This is a genomic window from Acidovorax sp. (genome assembly GCF_016783915.1).
Classification (GTDB): Bacteria; Pseudomonadota; Gammaproteobacteria; order Burkholderiales; family Burkholderiaceae_C; genus Acidovorax.
Genome location: NZ_JADHVT010000025.1, coordinates 1 through 16,419, shown reverse-complemented (window position 1 = coordinate 16,419; position 16,419 = coordinate 1). Strand labels below are relative to the sequence as shown.

The window sequence follows — 16,419 nt, the reverse complement described above, 5'->3', positions numbered from 1 at the left end:
TCGTAGGTCGCAGCGGGTTGGGGGCAATGCCGGGGTAGGGCGCTTGCACATGGGTAGTGCGCAGGCAGGGCAGGGCATGGCACGGCATGGCACGGCGCCATGCCCTGGAGAACGATCGGTGTCAGGCGTTCTTGGCGAACTCGGTGTACGTGGCTTCGTCCAGCAAGGCGTCGAGCTGGCTGGCATCGGCCAGCTTGACCTTGAAGAACCAGCCAGCGCCCAGCGGGTCGCTGTTGGCCAGCGATGGGTCGGCACGCAGGGCTTCGTTCACTTCCACCACTTCGCCGGTGACGGGCATGTACACGTCGGCGGCGGCCTTCACGGATTCGACGACACCGGCCACTTCGCCCTGGGTAAAGCTTTTGCCCACTTCGGGCAGGTCCACAAACACCACATCGCCCAGCGCGTCCTGCGCGTGAACGGTGATACCCACCACCGAGGCGTTGGCATCAGCGGCGTTGATCCACTCGTGGTCTTTGGAGAATTTGATCGTCATGGGAAGCTCCTCAAGCAAACGGGATAAATAAAGGAATCAGCAATGTAGCGGGCGCGGACCGCATCTGTGCGCTGCCGCCCGCGAAATCAACCGCGAAAGTAGTTGGCTGGAACGAACGGCATGGCGCGCACTTCCATGGGCACGGCCCTGCCGCGCACGATGGCATTGACGCGGGTGCCAATGGCGGCAAAGGCGGGCGCCACATAGCCCATGGCCACAGGTTCGTTCACCGTGGGGCCCAGCAGGCCGCTGGTGACTTCGCCGATCTTCTGGCCATCGGTGCTTTGCAGTTCGGTGTGTTCGCGCACGGGCACACGTTCCAGCGCGACCAGGCCGACACGTTTGCGGGGCAGGTTGGCGGGGTTGTCGATTTGCGCCAGCACCTTGTCTGCGCCAGGGAAGCCGCCAGCGCGCGCACCCCCGGTGCGACGCACCTTCTGGATCGCCCAGTTCAGTGCGGCCTCGGGGGGCGTGGTGGTGGTGTCGATGTCGTTGCCGTAGAGGCACAGGCCAGCCTCCAGACGCAGCGAGTTGCGCGCTCCCAGGCCAATGGGTTTGACTTCGGGCTGGGCCAGCAAGGCGCGGGCCAGGGTGTCGGCCTGTGCGGCGGGCACCGAGATTTCAAAACCATCTTCGCCGGTGTAGCCGCTGCGGGTCACAAAGCAGTCGCAGCCAGCAATCGTGAAGTCACCACCGGTCATGAACACCAGCTTTTCCACGCCGGGGGCCAGGCGGGTGAGGGCGGTGACGGCCTGTGGGCCCTGCAGTGCTAGCAGGGCGTGGTCTGGCATGGGCACCACTTTGCAACGCTGGCCGATGCGCGCCTGAATGTGGGCGATATCGGCCACCTTGCAAGCACCGTTCACGATGACAAACAGGGTGGGCTCGCCATTCACCACGCCCTGGTTGAAGAACATCAGGTCATCAATGATCGTGCCCTCATCGGTCAGCAGCAGGCCGTAGCGCTGTTTGCCCACGGGCAGGTCGATCACGTCTACAGGCATCAGGGTTTCAAAGGCTGCAGCGGCACCGGCGCCGATGAGTTTGAGCTGGCCCATGTGCGAGACATCGAACAGGCCCGCAGCACTGCGCGTGTGCTGGTGTTCGGCCATCAGGCCAGCGGGGTATTGCACGGGCATGGAATAGCCTGCAAACGGCACCATGCGGGCGCCCAGTTCGATGTGCAGGGCGTTCAGGGGCGTGGTGAGCAGGGGGACGGTGGCTGACATGGCGGACTCCGGGGCAAATGGGGGCCGCGACCACCAAGATGGTCACGGGATTTGCCCTGCTGTCCGCTTTACCTGAGAGATTCACCGCAGCGCCTTGGCTGGCCGTGCGGTTTGCTCCTTCGGTGGATGGCCTGCACACAGTTTTACTGTGGGGCCATCTCTCTCCAGCAAGGGAACGCCCGCATCGCTGCGGGCGGTTGTCAGTCCTTTTGCCTGAGCGTTCGGCGGGTGCCTGCGCCTTCGGCGGTGCTGCGCGTCCTGAGGACAAGACGGAGCACTCTCTCCTGACCCGGCGATTCTAACTACTTTGCGTAGACCAGATCCCGAAGTGCCAGCGAGATCGATGGCACATAGGTGATGATCATCAGGCACACCAGAATCACTCCGACAAAGGGAAGCAGGTGCTTGATGATCCGGTCCAGCGAGATTCTGGCCACGGTGCATGCCGCGAACAGGTTGACCCCAAAAGGTGGCGTGATCATGCCCAGCGCAAGGTTCACCACCATGATGAGACCGAAGTGCACCGGATCAATACCGAAATGCATCGCTACAGGCGCCAGGATGGGGGCCAGCACAATGATCGCCGCGCTGGTCTCGATGAACATGCCAATCACGAACAGCGCCGCGTTCACGCCCAGCAGGAACAGGGCAGGGGACTGCAGCACAGCCTCCAGCCAGCGGCCGATGGCATCTGGCACACCAGCGCGCGTGATCAGGAACGCAAACAACCCGGCGTTGGCAATGATGAACATGATCACCGCCGACGAGATGGCCGACTTGCGCAGAATGGCGAACAGGTCCTTGAGCTTGATCTCGCGGTAGATCACGACGCCGACGATCAACGCATAGAACACTGCAACGGCCGATGCCTCGGTGGGGGTGAACACACCGCCATAGATGCCGCCCAGGATGATCACGGGCATCAGCAATGCCCAGCCCGCCTGCAGCGTGGCCTTGCCAAAGGGCATGCGCCCATCACCATCGTTTTTGCCCCAGCCCTTGTATTTGCAATACACCCAGACAAACAGCATCAGCGCGGCGCTGATGAGCAGCCCTGGGCCGAAGCCAGCGATGAAGAGTTCGCCAATGGACACCTCGGCACTCACGCCGTACAGGATCATGGGGATGGAGGGCGGGATGATCACACCCAGCTCTGCGCTGGTGGCTTGCAGCGCTGCCGCATAGCTCGTGGGGTAGCCGTGCTTGATGAGCGCCGGAATCAGGATGGCACCAATCGCAAACGTAGTGGCGACCGACGAGCCCGACACGGCAGCAAAGATCATGCACGTCAGCACGCAGGTCATGGGCAGGCCGCCCTGCACACCGCCGACGATGCTCTTGGCAAACTCCACCAGACGGCGCGAGATGCCGCCAGTTTCCATCAGGTTGCCCGCGAGGATGAAGAAGGGGATGGCTGCCAAAGGAAACTTGTTGATGGCTCCGAACATCTCCTTGACGGAGATGAGCATGTTCGCATTGGAGGCCTGGATGCCCAGGATGGAAGCCAAACCGATGGACACAGCCACTGAGACGGTGAGTGCAAAGCACAGCACCATCGTTGAAATCATGACCAAACTCATTGAGCAGTCTCCAGTTCCATACGCAGGGGATCAATGAGGTTGCCGATGATGCCGACCACACAAAAAAGGCCACCCACAGGCATGGCGAGGTAAGCCCAGAACATGGACACGGATTCCAGCCCGGCCATGCTTTGCACGCCGCCCCGGCGTGCATAGTCCCAGCCGTACCAGATGATGATGCCGATGAGGACCAGGGCTGCCAGTGTCACCACCCAGTCCAGCACCCGTTTGATGCGCGGCGGACTCCAGCGGTACAGCACGTCCACACTCACCATCGCGCCCTGGCGAAACGCGGCCGGAATGGCCAGGAACACCATCCAGATCAGGCTGAAGCGGATGAGCACTTCGGTCCATTCAGCAGGCTGCTCCAGCACAAAGCGAGTCACGATCTGGAACATACCCAGGGCCGAAGCCAGGGTCAGCATGGCGCAAGCGCCCAGCATGGCGATGAAGGTGGTCCATCGCTCAAAGGTAAGAAAAGCGTTTTTCATGGGGCGGTGCCAACCATGGGTAGGTGGGAGGTGATCAGAACCATCGATCGTTCAAGAATAAAAACGCCCGATAGCGCAATGGCTACGGGCGTTGTCAGCTACAAAGGTAATAGCAATGAACAGAATTATTTGACGTCGCGGATCTTGTCGATGGCAGCCTTGCCGAACTGCTTTTCAAACTCGGCGTTGACGGGGGCCAGTGCCGCCACAAACTTGGCCTTGTCCACGTTGTCGATCACTGTCATGCCCTTGGCGCGGAGGTCGGCCACGCCCTTGGCGTCGTCTTCGTCCACGCGTGCACGGTTGGCCTTGGTGCCTTCCTTGGCGGCGTCAATGAAGGCCTGCTTGTCGGCCGCCGAGAGCTTGTCGAAAGCTGCCTTGTTCATCACGAAGATGCAGGGCGAATAGACGTGGCCGGTGAGCGTCAGGTGCTTTTGCACCTGATCGAACTTGGCCGAGATGATGACGGACAGCGGGTTCTCCTGACCGTCCACCGTGCCTTGTTGCAGCGCCGTGAACACTTCAGGGAAGGCCATGGGCGTGGTGATGATGCCAAAGCCCTTGTAAGCGGCGATGTGCACGGGGTTCTCCATCGTACGCATCTTCAGGCCCTTCAGGTCGCCGGGCTCTTTCACGTCGCGCTTGCTGTTGGTCATGTGGCGGAAGCCGTTCTCGGCCCATGCCAGCGCCTTGAAACCCTTGGCATCGAACTTGGACAGCAGGTCCTGGCCGATGGGTCCATCCAGCACCGCGCGTGCATGGGCCTTGTCGCGGAACAGGAAGGGGACATCCAGGATCTTGGTCTCAGGCACAAAGTTGGGCACTGGGCCTGTAGAACTGAACGCCAGCTCTTGTGTCCCCAGCTGCACCGCTTCAATCGACTCTCGCTCGCCACCCAGTGCACCGTTGTAGAAGGTCTGTACCTTGTAACGGCCCCCTGTGCGTTTTTCGACCTCTTTGGCAAACGTGTCGATGGCTACACCCTGGTGGGAGTTCTGGGCCGTCGAGATGCTGATGCGCATAGTGGTCTGCGCAGCAGCGGTGGCCACAAAGCCGAGCGCAAGGCTCAGTCCAACGACGAGTTTGGTCAATTGCATGGTGTCTCCTGTTGATGTTGGGGCAGGGGAACGGGGCACTTGGGCTCCTTGCAGAGCCACCCCTGGCCTCAGTCAAATTATGGCGGTGCAGCATGGCCGCAGGCATCCGGGTTTGTGCTGGTAAGCGTGCTTATCAACTGGTCAACCCCGCGTTTGCAGTTGCATTGGCGACACCTCTTTGGAATGGGGCGCTGAGGTTCGGACACAGGACGCATGCAGCCGACGGATGCAAGCGGCTATTCAATCTGGGGAGGCATCTGGAATGCCAAGGGCCCCGTGCTGGCGGTAACCAGCCGGGGCCTTGTCAATTTGTGCGCTCCGGTAAGAGCGCCTTGATGGAAGAAGTATGCGCCGGGTGTTGCAGATGAATTTGCTGAACTTGGTGCATTTCGCTGAATGTGCAGAATAATTTTCTGCATTCGCATGATTTGCTGAATAATCCGGCCGATGGATCGACTGGATAGAAAAATTCTCGCTGTCTTGCAGGCCAACGCTCGCGCCAGCCTGCAAGAGATAGGGCAGGCCGTGGGCTTGAGCCCGTCGCCCTGCTGGGGGCGCATCAAAAAGATGGAAGAGGCCGGTGTCATCCAGGGCTACACGGTGCGCATCAACCCCCAGTCGCTGGACCTGGCCGACACGGTGCTGGTGCAGGTCACGCTCGACAGCCACTCCGACAACACGCTCGAAAAGTTTGGCGAGACACTGGCCAGCATTCCCGAAGTGATCGAGGCGCACCTGGTCTCCGGTGACTACGACTACCTGCTGCGCATCGTCGTCAAGGACACCCGCGATTACGAGCGCCTGCTGCGCGAGAAGCTCTACAAGATCAAAGGCATACGGCACAGCCGCTCCAGCTTTGTGCTGCGGACCTTGAAGAAGGCAGACCTGCCCTTGTTCACCGGGTAGGCCGGTGGTGTGGCGTGGCAAGACGCCACAGGTTCCTTGCAGAAAACTGGCAACGCACTTTTAGCCAGCGCCCCCACTGCGAGCAGTTCTGCGTTGTGTCCTTGAAATGCGACGGCACAATGGCTTTTACAGCGCGGTGTTTGCCGGAAAAAGGCATGTGGATTCCGACACCGCGCACCATCACAGTGCGCCCGTCTGGGCAGTGCGCAAAGCCGTTGGTACACAGGCACACCCAGCCCTTCCGAAAAACACCATGAACCTGCGTTTTGTCGAAGCCTTTTACTGGGTGGCCTCTCTCAAGAGCGTGACACGCGCCGCCGAGAAGCTTTTCCTGACCCAGTCCGCGATGTCCAGCCGCATCTCCGCACTCGAAGAGGAGCTGGGCGTGCTGTTGCTGGACCGGCGTGACAAGCACTTCAAGCTCACGGTGGCCGGTGCCCGGTTCCTGGTGTACGCCAAGCGCATGCTGGAGCTACAGCGCCAGCTCAAGACCGAGATGGGATCAGGCGGCCCTTTGGAAGTATCGATTCGTCTGGGCGCCATCGAATCGGTACTGCACTCGTGGCTCATTCCGTGGGTGGAACAGCTGCGCAAGGACAACCCGTTGCTGGAGCTAGAGCTGACGGTCGAGACCACCCCCGTGTTGCTCGACCAGATCCGCCGCGGCACGCTGGATGCCGTTTTCGCAGCCCTGCCGGCGGCCGCGGATGGCATCCGCAGCCAGGCGGTGACGCCCATGGAGATGGTGTTCGTGGGCAACAGCAAGACGCACCGCAAGCGCCGCTATGCGCTGGAAGACTTTGCAGGCGCTGACATCCTGACGTTTCAGCGTGGCTCGCAGCCGCACGTGTCCCTTCTCGATACGCTGCGCCAGGCCCAGGTAGAGCCGCGTTGCGTGCACACCATCTCGTCGATTTCTGCGATGGTGCAGCTGGTGCAGGGCGGCTTTGGTGTGGCCACTTTGCCGCGCCTGGCAGTGCAGCGCCTGCTCGCGTTCCCCGACCTGCGTGCACTGGCTTGCGACACCGCACTGCGGCCGCTGCCCATCCATGTGAGCTACCGCGAAGACCCCTCGTCACCCGCCATGGAGGCCGTGGTGCGGTCGGCGCTGGACTTCATTGAGCAGCAACAGCCCGCGCCAGTCCGCCGCCCTCGCAAGGGCTGAGCCTTTCGTCAAAAAGCTTCGGTGCACCCTGTCGGGTGTGCGCGGCGCATGCCATTTTTTCCTGCAATCCAGGGATTCGTTGGTGTCAGGGTTTACCCGTAAATTCCCTCCCAGGGTTTTCCCTCGGCACCAAGTTGGTTCGACTCTCCCCAATGAAGTGCATGGAAAAAATCGATGAGCTGATAGAAATTTTTTGAATTTGCCAGGGGCTATCACCGCCCAACACAATCTGCCCAACGTCATGCAATTGACATTTCTCAATGCAAGGAAAAACGGTGGACTTCGTTCAAGAAAATTCGCTCGCGGTGTTTGGTTCCGAAGGTGCCAGTAACCCGATCCATGTCCGTGACACCATCCGCAAGGGCCTGTGGACATCGCATACCAGTGGTCTCGCGGATGGCCATGTCCAGGGCAACGTGGTCATCCTCCCCGAGGTGCTTGCTAGTGACTTCCTCCGGTTCTGTCAACGCAACCCCAAGCCTTGCCCTGTGCTGGCGGTCAGCGAGCCCGGACAGTTCACCTTGCCCTCGCTGGGCAAAGATATCGACATCCGCAGCGATGTACCGCTCTATCGTATCTGGCGTCACGGTGAAATGTCGGAAGAGGTGGCGGACATCGCCAGCCTCTGGCGATCTGACTTGGTCACCTTCGTTCTCGGTTGCTCGTTCTCGTTCGAGTCCGCGTTGATCGAGGCAGGCATCCGCCTGCGCCATATTGACGAAGGAAAGAACGTGGCGATGTTCCGCACCAATGTGCAAACCGAGCCCGCTGGCCCCTTTGGTGGCGCCATGGTGGTGACCATGCGTCCCATGCCGGCAGCAGATGTGATTCGGGCTGTACAGGTCACCTCGCGGTTTCCCAATGTGCATGGCGCGCCTGTGCATATCGGTGACCCGGCACTCATCGGCATCGCCGATCTGGCCCATCCCGACTACGGGGATGCCGTGGCGCTGATGCCCGGTGAGATCCCTGTTTTCTGGGCCTGCGGCGTGACACCGCAATCGGCCATCCTCAATGCCCAACCGGCCTTCTGCATCACCCACGCCCCGGGTTGCATGTTGATCACCGACCTTCTTAACCACCAACTCGCCAGCTTCTAAGCGGCTTACCCCCAGGAGTCTCCCCATGAAAAAATTTGCACTGTGTATGACAGCCGCACTCAGCGTGTGCGCGGCACAGGCCCAGGTCAAGTGGGATCTGCCCACAGGCTATGGCGCCAACAGCTTCCAGACGCAAAACGTGCAGCAGTTTGCCGATGAAGTGGACAAGCTCACCGGCGGCAAGCTCAAGATCACCCTGCACCCCGGTGGTTCGCTGTACAAGGCCAACGAGATCAAGCGCGCGGTACAGACCGGTCAGGTGCCTTCGGCAGAGTTCATTCTGTCGGGCGCTACCAATGAGAACCCTCTGTTTGGCGTGGATTCAGTCCCGTTCCTGGCGACGACCTATATAGAGTCCAAGCGCCTGTACCTGGCCGCCAAGCCTGCGCAAGAGAAGCTGCTCGCAGCACAGGGCGTGAAGGTGCTTTTCTCGGTGCCATGGCCTGGCCAATCGCTGTACTCGCTCAAGCCGGTGAGCGCGCCCGCAGACTTTGCGGGCACCAAGATGCGCGCGTACAACCCCGCCACCACGCGCATTGCCCAGCTGCTCAAGGCGCAGCCGGTGACCATCCAGCTGTCGGAGCTGGGCCAGGCCCTGGCTACGAACACAGTGCAGAACTTCCTGACATCAAGCGCGAGCGGTGTGGAGTCCAAGCTGTATGAGCAGGTCAAGTACTTCTACCCCGTGAGCGCCTGGCTGCCCCGAAACGCCACGGTGGTGAACCAGAAGGCCTTCGATGCCCTCGACAAGCCCCTGCAGGACGCTGTGCTCAAGGCTGCAGCTGCCGCCGAGGAACGCGGCTGGGCCACCAGCGAGCGTGTGGACAAGGAGTTCATCAAGGAACTGTCGGCCAAAGGCATGACGGTGGCCGAACCCAGCGACAGCATCAAGAAGGAGCTGGCGAGCATCGGCGAATCCATGACCGCCGACTGGGTGAAATCGGCCGGGGCCGATGGGCAGGCCATCATCGACGCTTACCGCAAGAAGTAGTCGCGTTCCCTGGCCCCCACGGGGCCGGGTAGCGCAGCGCGCGCTACCCCCACATTCTCGTTTCCGCTCCCCCTCTTTTTTCAGCGTTACAGGAGTACGCCATGGACAAACTCGTCCGAAATTTCTACAGGCTGCTGATGCTGCTGTCCGGCCTGTCGATGCTGGCTGCGTTCGGCGCAGTCACGCTGGGCGTTTTTGCCCGCGAAGTCATCCACCTCAATATCGACGGACTCGACGCCTATGCGGGATACGCGATTGCAGCCGCCTTGTTCTTTGCGCTGCCCAGCACGCTGCAAAACGGCGACCACATCCGCGTGACTCTGGTTCTTGACCGTTTGCCTGCACGCTGGCGCGGCGCTTTTGAGTGGTTCTGCCTGGTCAGCGCGCTGGTGCTTTCGGTGTACATCGCCTGCTATGCCGTGCGATCGGTGTGGATCTCCTACATCACCCACGACATCTCGCCCGCAGCCGACGCCTCGCCGCTGTGGATTCCCCAGATCAGCATGGCCATGGGCTGTATTGGTTTTGCGCTGGCGTTTGCCCATGCGCTGGTGCTGCGCTTTCAGGGTGTGGCTTTCATGGCTGTGTCCGAAGCAGCCCGTTCCGAATAACTGGATCCAGGAGACATCATCATGGACGTCATCATTGCTTTGGGCCTGATCTTGGTGCTGTTCGCAGTGCTCGGATCGGGCCTGTGGATCGGCCTGTCACTGTTGGCAGTGGCTTTGGTCGGCATGGAGTTTTTTACCAACCGCCCAGTGGGAGACAGCATGATGCTGACCATCTGGGGGTCTACCTCCAGCTGGACGCTGACTGCCTTGCCTCTGTTTCTGTGGATGGGCGAAATCCTGTTTCGCAGCAAGCTATCGAGCAGCATGTTCAAGGGCCTGGCGCCGTGGCTGGAGCGCCTGCCAGGCCGCCTGTTGCATGTGAATGTGGTGGGCTGCACCATCTTTGCCGCCATCTCGGGCTCATCGGCTGCTACCTGCGCCACCATCGGCAAGATCACGCTGCCTGAACTCAAGCAACGCGGCTATCCGGAAGATATCTCAGTGGGCACGCTGGCCGGTGCGGGTACCCTCGGCCTGCTGATTCCGCCGTCGATCATCATGATCGTCTATGGCGTGGCAGCGAATGTATCGATCTCCAAGCTTTTCCTGGCTGGGGTGATTCCAGGCCTGATGCTGGCTGCATTGTTCATGGGCTACATCATCGTGTGGGCCTTGTTCAACAAGGACAAGGTGCCAGCCCCTGATGCCCGCCTGAGCTTTGTGCAGAAGCTCTATGCGTCGCGCCATCTGATCCCTGTGGTGTCGCTCATCATCGTGGTGCTGGGCGCCATATACAGCGGTATCGCCACCGCCACCGAAGCTGCGGCGCTGGGTGTGGCCGGGTCGTTGATCCTGGCCAAGATCGAGGGGTCGTTGAATTGGGAGCGCTTCAAGGAAGGGCTGGTCGCCGCATGCCGCGTGTACTGCATGATCGGCCTCATCCTGGCGGGTGCCGCGTTCCTTACGCTGGCCATGGGCTTCATTGGCCTGCCGCGGCACCTGGCCGAGTTCATCGGCGCGCTGCACCTGTCGCCCTTTGCGCTGATGCTGCTGCTCATCGTGTTCTTCATTGTGCTGGGCTGCTTCCTGGACGGCATCTCCATGGTGGTGCTGACCATCGCTGTGTTGCTGCCCACGGTGGAGGCCGCAGGCTTTGACCTGGTGTGGTTCGGCATCTTCATCGTGCTGGTGGTCGAGATGGCGCAGATCACGCCGCCTGTGGGCTTCAACCTCTTCGTGTTGCAGGGCATGACGCGGCGCGAAGTGACCTGGATTGCACGCACGGCGCTGCCTCTGTTCGCTCTGATGATCGTGGCCGTCGTGATGACGTACTTCGTGCCCGATGTCGTGCTCTGGCTACCACGCCAGATGCAAGGCTGACCCCCAGCCCCCACGCCTGAAACGTCCGCGCAGGAGTTCTCCATGAAAACTTTGGTGTTGTTGGCCGCGCTCGCCGTGGCCCCGGTGCTGCACGCCCAGACCCAGTGGAAACTGGCCACCGGTTACCGCGCGGAGTCGTTTCATACCCGCAACCTCGTGCAGTTTGCGCAGGATGTGGAGCGTGCCTCGGCAGGCGCGCTGCGCATCGAGGTCCACTCCAACAACGCCTTGTTCAAGCTGGGTGAGATTCCGCAGGCGGTGCAGGACGGCAAGGTCCAGGCGGGCGAGACCATCATGACCAACCTGGTGCGGGACATTCCCATTGCCGGGGCCGATGCCGTGCCCTTCGTGGTGCGCAGCTATGCCGACGCGCGGCGCATGTGGGATGTTCAGCGTCCGCTGATAGAGGCGCACATGGCCAGCAAAGGTCTCAAGGCGCTGTACGCCGTGCCGTGGCCTCCTCAGGGGCTTTTTTCGATCAGTCCGGTGCGCTCATCGGCGGACTTCAAAGGTACGCGCATGCGCACCTACAACCCCGGCACGGTGCGCATTGCTGAGCTGCTGGGCGCCACACCTGTAGACGTGCCCATGGTCGAAGTCAACCAGGCCTTATCGGCCGGCAAGCTCGATTCCATGATCACCTCGGCCCTCACGGGGGTCGAGAACCAGGTCTGGGGCCAGATCAAGCAGTACTACGGCATCAACGCCTGGTTTCCCAAGAACATCGTTTTTGTGAACCAGCAGGCTTTTGACGCACTGCCTGCACCCGCTCGCCAGGCGGTGACCAAGGCCGCCGTCGAGGCAGAAACGCGCGGCTGGGCCATGAGCGCTGCGGTGGCCGAAGAGTCGGTGGCGGAGCTGCAGCGCAAGGGCATCAAGGTGGATCGTGCGCCAGCGGATTTTGATGCCGAGCTCAAGCGCCTGGGCGAACGGTTCTCGCGCGAGTGGGTGCGCTCGGTGGGCAGCGAGGCCAACCAGATCTTCATCCCGTACTACACGCAGCGCTGACCTTTCCTGCACGCCTTTCAGGAGAAGCACCATGCACACGCCCTCGGACACCATCGAGATGTACCTGCGCGCCAAGGATCTCAATCGCCCGCACCTCATCGCGCAAGCCTTTGCCGGTGGCGCGCTGCTGCAGATGGAAATGCGCCAGGGCGACGGGCAGGCCCCGGCATGCACCCTGGGCCGCGAGGCCATTGCCGAGACCCTGGTGCGCAACTTTGGCCGCGCTTACGAAAACGCCTACACCTTTTGCCTGACCGAGCCTCCAGCCCCGGCCTGCGCAGACTTTCACTGCCTGTGGCTGTCTGCCATGACGGCCAAGGACAACCGCGCCGTGTGTGTGGCAGGCGGCCAGTACCACTGGCGATTTGCTCCCGGCAACCGCCTGGCGCAAGAGCTGCGCATCGTGATCGACACCATGCAGACGCTGCCACCCGCCGACATCTTGCCCGTGATGGCCTGGGCTGCCGCGCTGGCGGGCCCCTGGTGCCCCGTGGAGCGGGCTCTGGCCACCGCACCCCCCATTCCTGCCGTGTGGCAGGTCATGCAAAGGCTGGCCCCCGCCAACCTTGCCATCGCCTAGCCACAAAGCCACCACCTCTTTCCATTTTTTATCTCGGAGCCACTACACATGACCACCATGACACCTCAATCGCACACCCCACGCTGGCAGTTCTGGATCGACCGGGGCGGCACTTTCACCGACATTGTGGCCAAGCGGCCCGACGGCTCGCTCACCACGCACAAGCTGCTGTCCGAAAACCCCGAGCAATACAAAGATGCCGCCGTGGCGGGCATTCGCCACCTGCTGGGTTTGAAGCCCGGCGAGCCCGTCACCCCCGCGCTGGTGGAATGCGTGAAGATGGGCACTACGGTGGCCACCAACGCATTGCTGGAGCGCAAGGGCGAGCCCACGCTGCTCGTCACCACACGCGGCTTTCGCGATGCGCTGCGCATTGCGTACCAGAACCGCCCGCGTCTGTTTGACCGCCATATCCAGCTGCCAGAGCTGCTCTATACCGAGGTGATCGAGGCCCGCGAGCGCATGGGTGCCCATGGCGACGTGCTGCAGAACCTGGATGAGGCTACCTTGCGTGGTGACCTGCTGGCCGCCTACGGGCGTGGCCTGCGCAGCTTGGCCATTGTGTTCATGCACGGGTACCGGTACACCCAGCACGAGCAGGCGGCCCTGCGCATTGCCAAGGAGGTGGGTTTCACGCAGATCAGCACCTCGCACGAAACCAGCCCCATGATGAAGTTCGTGAGCCGGGGTGACACCACGGTGGTGGATGCCTACCTCTCGCCCATCCTGCGCCGCTACGTGGAACAGGTGGCCGGCGAAATGCCAGGCGTCAAGCTGTTCTTCATGCAGTCGTCCGGCGGTCTCACCGATGCGGGTACCTTCCAGGGCAAGGACGCGATCCTCTCCGGCCCCGCAGGCGGCATTGTGGGCATGGCGCGCACGGCGGGCTTGGCCGGGCACGAAAAAGTCATTGGCTTTGACATGGGGGGCACGTCCACGGATGTGAGCCACTACGCCGGTGCGTTCGAGCGCGAGTTCGAAACCCACGTCGCCGGTGTGCGCATGCGTGCGCCCATGATGAGCATCCACACGGTGGCGGCGGGAGGCGGATCGGTGCTGGCGTATGACGGATCGCGCTTCCGCGTGGGCCCCGAAAGTGCCGGTGCCAACCCCGGCCCCGTGAGCTACCGCCGGGGCGGCCCTCTGGCCGTGACCGACGCGAACGTGATGGTGGGCAAGGTGCAGCCGCGCTACTTCCCCAGTGTGTTTGGCCCCGCAGCCAACGAGACGCTGGACGCTGACGCGGTGCGCGCCCGCTTTGAGGAAATTGCTGTGCAGACCCAGCGCAGGCCTGAGGAAGTGGCCGAAGGCTTCATCCAGATTGCCGTGCAGCAGATGGCCAACGCTATCAAGAAGATCAGCGTGGCGCGCGGCTATGACGTGACGCGCTACACCCTGCAGTGCTTTGGTGGTGCAGGCGGCCAGCACGCTTGCCTGGTGGCCGATGCCTTGGGCATGTCGCGCGTGTTCGTGCACCCGCTGGCGGGGGTGCTCAGCGCCTATGGCATGGGCCTGGCCGACCAGACCGTGATCCGCGAGCAGGCGGTGGAGATGCCGCTGGCGGCTGAATCTCTGCCCTTGATCGCCGAGCGCCTGGATATGCTGGGTTCTGCCGCGCAGGCTGAGCTGGAGCGCCAGCAGGTCAGCACCAACCCCGTGCAGGTGCGCCACAACGTGCATGTGCGCTACGAGGGCACGGACTCGGCCCTGGTCGTGCCGTTTGGTGACATGGCCAGCATCCAGACGGCCTTTGAGGCCGCCTACCGCCAGCGTTTTGCCTTCCTCATGGTGGGCAAGGGCCTGGTGGTGGAGGCCGTGTCGGTCGAGGCCATGATTGCCGGTGACGCCCCCGCCGAGCCGCGCTTGCCCGTGCACTCGCACCGCAAGCATCCGCAGCGCGAGGTGGTCAAGATGTACTCGGGCAGCGCATGGCACGATGCGGCCCTGGTGGTGCGCGAGGACCTGCACCCCGGCGACGTGATCCCCGGCCCCGCCATCATTGCCGAGAAGAACACCACCACCGTGGTGGAGCCCGGCTGGTCTGCGCGCCTGACCGACCTGGACCATTTGGTGCTGGACCGCGTGACGGCCCGCAAGGTGCAGTACGCCGCAGGCACCACGGTGGACCCGGTGCTGCTGGAGGTCTTCAACAACCTGTTCATGAACATCGCCGAGCAGATGGGGCTGCAACTGCAGAACACGGCGTATTCGGTCAACATCAAGGAGCGTCTGGACTTCAGCTGTGCGCTGTTCGACGCGGCCGGCAACCTGATCGCCAACGCGCCCCACATGCCCGTGCACCTGGGCAGCATGGGCGAGAGCATCAAGACCGTGATCCGCGAGAACGCGGGCAAGATGCACCCGGGCGACGTGTACATGCTCAACGACCCGTACCACGGCGGCACCCATCTGCCGGACGTGACGGTGATCACCCCGGTGTACGTGGCCGAGGGCAACGAACCCACGTTTTATGTGGGAAGCCGGGGCCACCATGCGGACATTGGCGGCACCACCCCGGGGTCCATGCCACCGTTCTCCACACGCATTGATGAAGAAGGTGTGCAGATCAACAACGTGAAGCTGGTGGACCGGGGCATCTTTCTGGAAGAGGAGGTGCGCACCCTGCTGGCCACGGGCGGCGGCACCACGCCATACCCCAGCCGCAACCCGCAGCAGAACCTGGCCGACCTGCGCGCACAGATCGCGGCGAACGAAAAAGGCGTGCAGGAGCTGTCGAAAATGGTGGACCAGTTTGGCCTGGATGTTGTGCAGGCCTACATGTGCCATGTGCAGGACAACGCCGAAGAGTCGGTGCGCCGTGTGATCACCCAGCTCAAGGACGGCAGCTTCACCCTGCCGCTGGACAACGGCGCGCAGATCAGCGTGTCGGTCAAGGTCAATGTGGCCGAGCGCAGCGCGGTCATCGACTTTGCAGGCACCAGCCCGCAGCAGATGAACAACTTCAACGCCCCGCGCGCAGTGTGCATGGCGGCCGTGCTGTATGTGTTCCGCACGCTGGTGGACGACGACATCCCGCTCAATGCCGGGTGCCTCAAGCCCCTGCAGGTGATCATTCCGCAAGGCTCCATGCTCAACCCCAACCCGCCGGCCTCGGTGGTGGCAGGCAATGTGGAGACCTCCACCTGCATCACCAATGCGCTGTTTGGCGCCCTGGGCGTGATGGCGGGCAGCCAGCCCACCATGAACAACTTCACCTTCGGCAATGCGCAGTACCAGTACTACGAAACCATTGCCGGTGGTAGCGGTGCGGGTGCGGTGCTGGACGCGTCGGGCCGGGCGGTGCGCGGCTTTGACGGCACCAGCGTGGTCCAGACCCATATGACCAACTCGCGCCTCACCGACCCCGAGGTGCTGGAGTTCCGCTTCCCGGTGGTGCTCGACAGCTACGAGATCCAGCGCGGCTCGGGCGGCGCAGGCCGCTGGGCGGGTGGCGATGGCGGCGTGCGGCGCGTGCGCTTCCTGGAGGCGATGACGGCCAGCATCTTGTCCAACGGGCGACTGAACCCCGCCTTTGGCATGGCGGGCGGCCAGCCGGGCAGGCCTGGTGCCAACCGCGTGCTGCGTGCCAACGGTCAGGTGGAGGAGCTGGGCCACATTGGCGCAGCGCTGATGGAGCCCGGCGATGTGTTCGAGATCGCCACCCCCGGCGGTGGTGGCTTTGGCGAATGTGTCACGTCCTGACTTGATGGCCCGCTGACCCCGGTGGGGCAGGTGTTGTGTGCTGTGAGCCTTTAGAGGCGCACGGTGCATGGCGCACGGCGCTGGTCACCACCGACTTCGACCCCCGCACGGTGCGGGAAATGAAACAGGAGAACGCTCATGAA

The 16,419-nt window shown here is 62.5% G+C and carries 14 protein-coding genes and 2 riboswitches; of the genes, 9 read left to right on the top strand and 5 right to left on the bottom strand.

What is annotated here, in order from left to right; all coding sequences use genetic code 11:
- Positions 1-121 precede the first annotated feature (121 nt).
- The 5 genes from gcvH to ISS20_RS07500 all read right to left on the bottom strand — a co-directional run bounded on the left by gcvH (position 122) and on the right by ISS20_RS07500 (position 4,893).
- A complete protein-coding gene (gene gcvH, locus ISS20_RS07520) occupies positions 122-496 on the bottom strand; it encodes a glycine cleavage system protein GcvH (RefSeq protein WP_291435246.1) in 375 nt (124 codons plus the stop codon).
- A gap of 86 nt (positions 497-582) precedes the next feature.
- Positions 583-1,725 carry a glycine cleavage system aminomethyltransferase GcvT gene (gcvT, locus tag ISS20_RS07515; protein ID WP_291435244.1) on the bottom strand — a complete coding sequence of 381 codons (1,143 nt, stop codon included), beginning with the start codon at positions 1,723-1,725 and terminating at the stop codon, positions 583-585.
- Between the two features lie 49 nt (positions 1,726-1,774).
- Positions 1,775-1,903: riboswitch (glycine riboswitch) on the bottom strand.
- 13 nt (positions 1,904-1,916) lie between these two features.
- A riboswitch (glycine riboswitch) is annotated at positions 1,917-2,022 on the bottom strand.
- A 5-nt stretch (positions 2,023-2,027) separates the two neighbouring features.
- The gene (locus ISS20_RS07510; RefSeq protein ID WP_146871063.1) at positions 2,028-3,305 is read right to left on the bottom strand and encodes a TRAP transporter large permease; all 1,278 of its coding nucleotides are present in this window, start codon (positions 3,303-3,305) and stop codon (positions 2,028-2,030) included.
- Positions 3,302-3,796, bottom strand: a complete 495-nt coding sequence (locus ISS20_RS07505; protein ID WP_291435240.1) for a TRAP transporter small permease — start codon at positions 3,794-3,796, stop codon at positions 3,302-3,304. Before ISS20_RS07505 ends, ISS20_RS07510 begins: the two co-directional genes overlap by 4 nt.
- A 125-nt stretch (positions 3,797-3,921) precedes the next feature.
- Positions 3,922-4,893, bottom strand: coding sequence for a TRAP transporter substrate-binding protein (locus ISS20_RS07500; protein ID WP_056067699.1), 972 nt, complete (start codon positions 4,891-4,893; stop codon positions 3,922-3,924).
- A gap of 447 nt (positions 4,894-5,340) precedes the next feature.
- Here ISS20_RS07500 and ISS20_RS07495 point away from each other — a divergent pair, with 447 nt between their 5' ends.
- The 9 genes from ISS20_RS07495 (at position 5,341) to ISS20_RS07455 (ending at position 16,276) form a co-directional block, all read left to right on the top strand.
- On the top strand, positions 5,341-5,799 hold the full coding sequence (locus tag ISS20_RS07495) for an Lrp/AsnC family transcriptional regulator (protein WP_056067700.1): 459 nt from the start codon (positions 5,341-5,343) through the stop codon (positions 5,797-5,799).
- Between the two features lie 253 nt (positions 5,800-6,052).
- Positions 6,053-6,964 carry a LysR family transcriptional regulator gene (locus ISS20_RS07490; protein WP_288851336.1) on the top strand — a complete coding sequence of 304 codons (912 nt, stop codon included), beginning with the start codon at positions 6,053-6,055 and terminating at the stop codon, positions 6,962-6,964.
- A 305-nt stretch (positions 6,965-7,269) separates the two neighbouring features.
- Entirely contained in the window at positions 7,270-8,064 is a 795-nt protein-coding gene (locus ISS20_RS07485; protein WP_291435286.1) for a putative hydro-lyase, read from the top strand.
- A 25-nt stretch (positions 8,065-8,089) separates the two neighbouring features.
- Positions 8,090-9,055, top strand: coding sequence for a TRAP transporter substrate-binding protein (locus tag ISS20_RS07480; protein ID WP_291435232.1), 966 nt, complete (start codon positions 8,090-8,092; stop codon positions 9,053-9,055).
- 101 nt (positions 9,056-9,156) lie between these two features.
- Entirely contained in the window at positions 9,157-9,666 is a 510-nt protein-coding gene (locus tag ISS20_RS07475) for a TRAP transporter small permease (RefSeq protein WP_291435230.1), read from the top strand.
- Positions 9,667-9,687: 21 nt separating this feature from the next.
- Positions 9,688-10,986, top strand: a complete 1,299-nt coding sequence (locus ISS20_RS07470) for a TRAP transporter large permease subunit (RefSeq protein ID WP_291435228.1) — start codon at positions 9,688-9,690, stop codon at positions 10,984-10,986.
- A 42-nt stretch (positions 10,987-11,028) separates the two neighbouring features.
- Positions 11,029-11,994, top strand: coding sequence for a TRAP transporter substrate-binding protein (locus ISS20_RS07465; RefSeq protein WP_291435227.1), 966 nt, complete (start codon positions 11,029-11,031; stop codon positions 11,992-11,994).
- A gap of 31 nt (positions 11,995-12,025) precedes the next feature.
- Positions 12,026-12,574 (top strand): hypothetical protein, encoded by a 549-nt coding sequence (locus tag ISS20_RS07460; RefSeq protein ID WP_291435225.1) that lies wholly within the window; start codon positions 12,026-12,028, stop codon positions 12,572-12,574.
- Between the two features lie 48 nt (positions 12,575-12,622).
- Complete coding sequence (locus ISS20_RS07455) at positions 12,623-16,276, top strand: hydantoinase B/oxoprolinase family protein (RefSeq protein ID WP_291435223.1); 3,654 nt, start codon at positions 12,623-12,625, stop codon at positions 16,274-16,276.
- The last annotated feature ends 143 nt before the right edge of the window (positions 16,277-16,419 follow it).

What these genes read in the sequence shown, in the direction of transcription:
- gcvT (WP_291435244.1), bottom strand. Translation starts at nt 1,725, where the DNA reads ATGTCAGCCACCGTCCCCCTGCTCACCACGCCCCTGAACGCCCTGCAC.
- ISS20_RS07505 (WP_291435240.1), bottom strand. Translation starts at nt 3,796, where the DNA reads ATGAAAAACGCTTTTCTTACCTTTGAGCGATGGACCACCTTCATCGCC.
- ISS20_RS07455 (WP_291435223.1), top strand. Translation starts at nt 12,623, where the DNA reads ATGACCACCATGACACCTCAATCGCACACCCCACGCTGGCAGTTCTGG.
- ISS20_RS07480 (WP_291435232.1), top strand. Translation starts at nt 8,090, where the DNA reads ATGAAAAAATTTGCACTGTGTATGACAGCCGCACTCAGCGTGTGCGCG.
- ISS20_RS07470 (WP_291435228.1), top strand. Translation starts at nt 9,688, where the DNA reads ATGGACGTCATCATTGCTTTGGGCCTGATCTTGGTGCTGTTCGCAGTG.
- gcvH (WP_291435246.1), bottom strand. Translation starts at nt 496, where the DNA reads ATGACGATCAAATTCTCCAAAGACCACGAGTGGATCAACGCCGCTGAT.
- ISS20_RS07465 (WP_291435227.1), top strand. Translation starts at nt 11,029, where the DNA reads ATGAAAACTTTGGTGTTGTTGGCCGCGCTCGCCGTGGCCCCGGTGCTG.
- ISS20_RS07510 (WP_146871063.1), bottom strand. Translation starts at nt 3,305, where the DNA reads ATGAGTTTGGTCATGATTTCAACGATGGTGCTGTGCTTTGCACTCACC.
- ISS20_RS07500 (WP_056067699.1), bottom strand. Translation starts at nt 4,893, where the DNA reads ATGCAATTGACCAAACTCGTCGTTGGACTGAGCCTTGCGCTCGGCTTT.
- ISS20_RS07490 (WP_288851336.1), top strand. Translation starts at nt 6,053, where the DNA reads ATGAACCTGCGTTTTGTCGAAGCCTTTTACTGGGTGGCCTCTCTCAAG.
- ISS20_RS07495 (WP_056067700.1), top strand. Translation starts at nt 5,341, where the DNA reads ATGGATCGACTGGATAGAAAAATTCTCGCTGTCTTGCAGGCCAACGCT.
- ISS20_RS07460 (WP_291435225.1), top strand. Translation starts at nt 12,026, where the DNA reads ATGCACACGCCCTCGGACACCATCGAGATGTACCTGCGCGCCAAGGAT.
- ISS20_RS07475 (WP_291435230.1), top strand. Translation starts at nt 9,157, where the DNA reads ATGGACAAACTCGTCCGAAATTTCTACAGGCTGCTGATGCTGCTGTCC.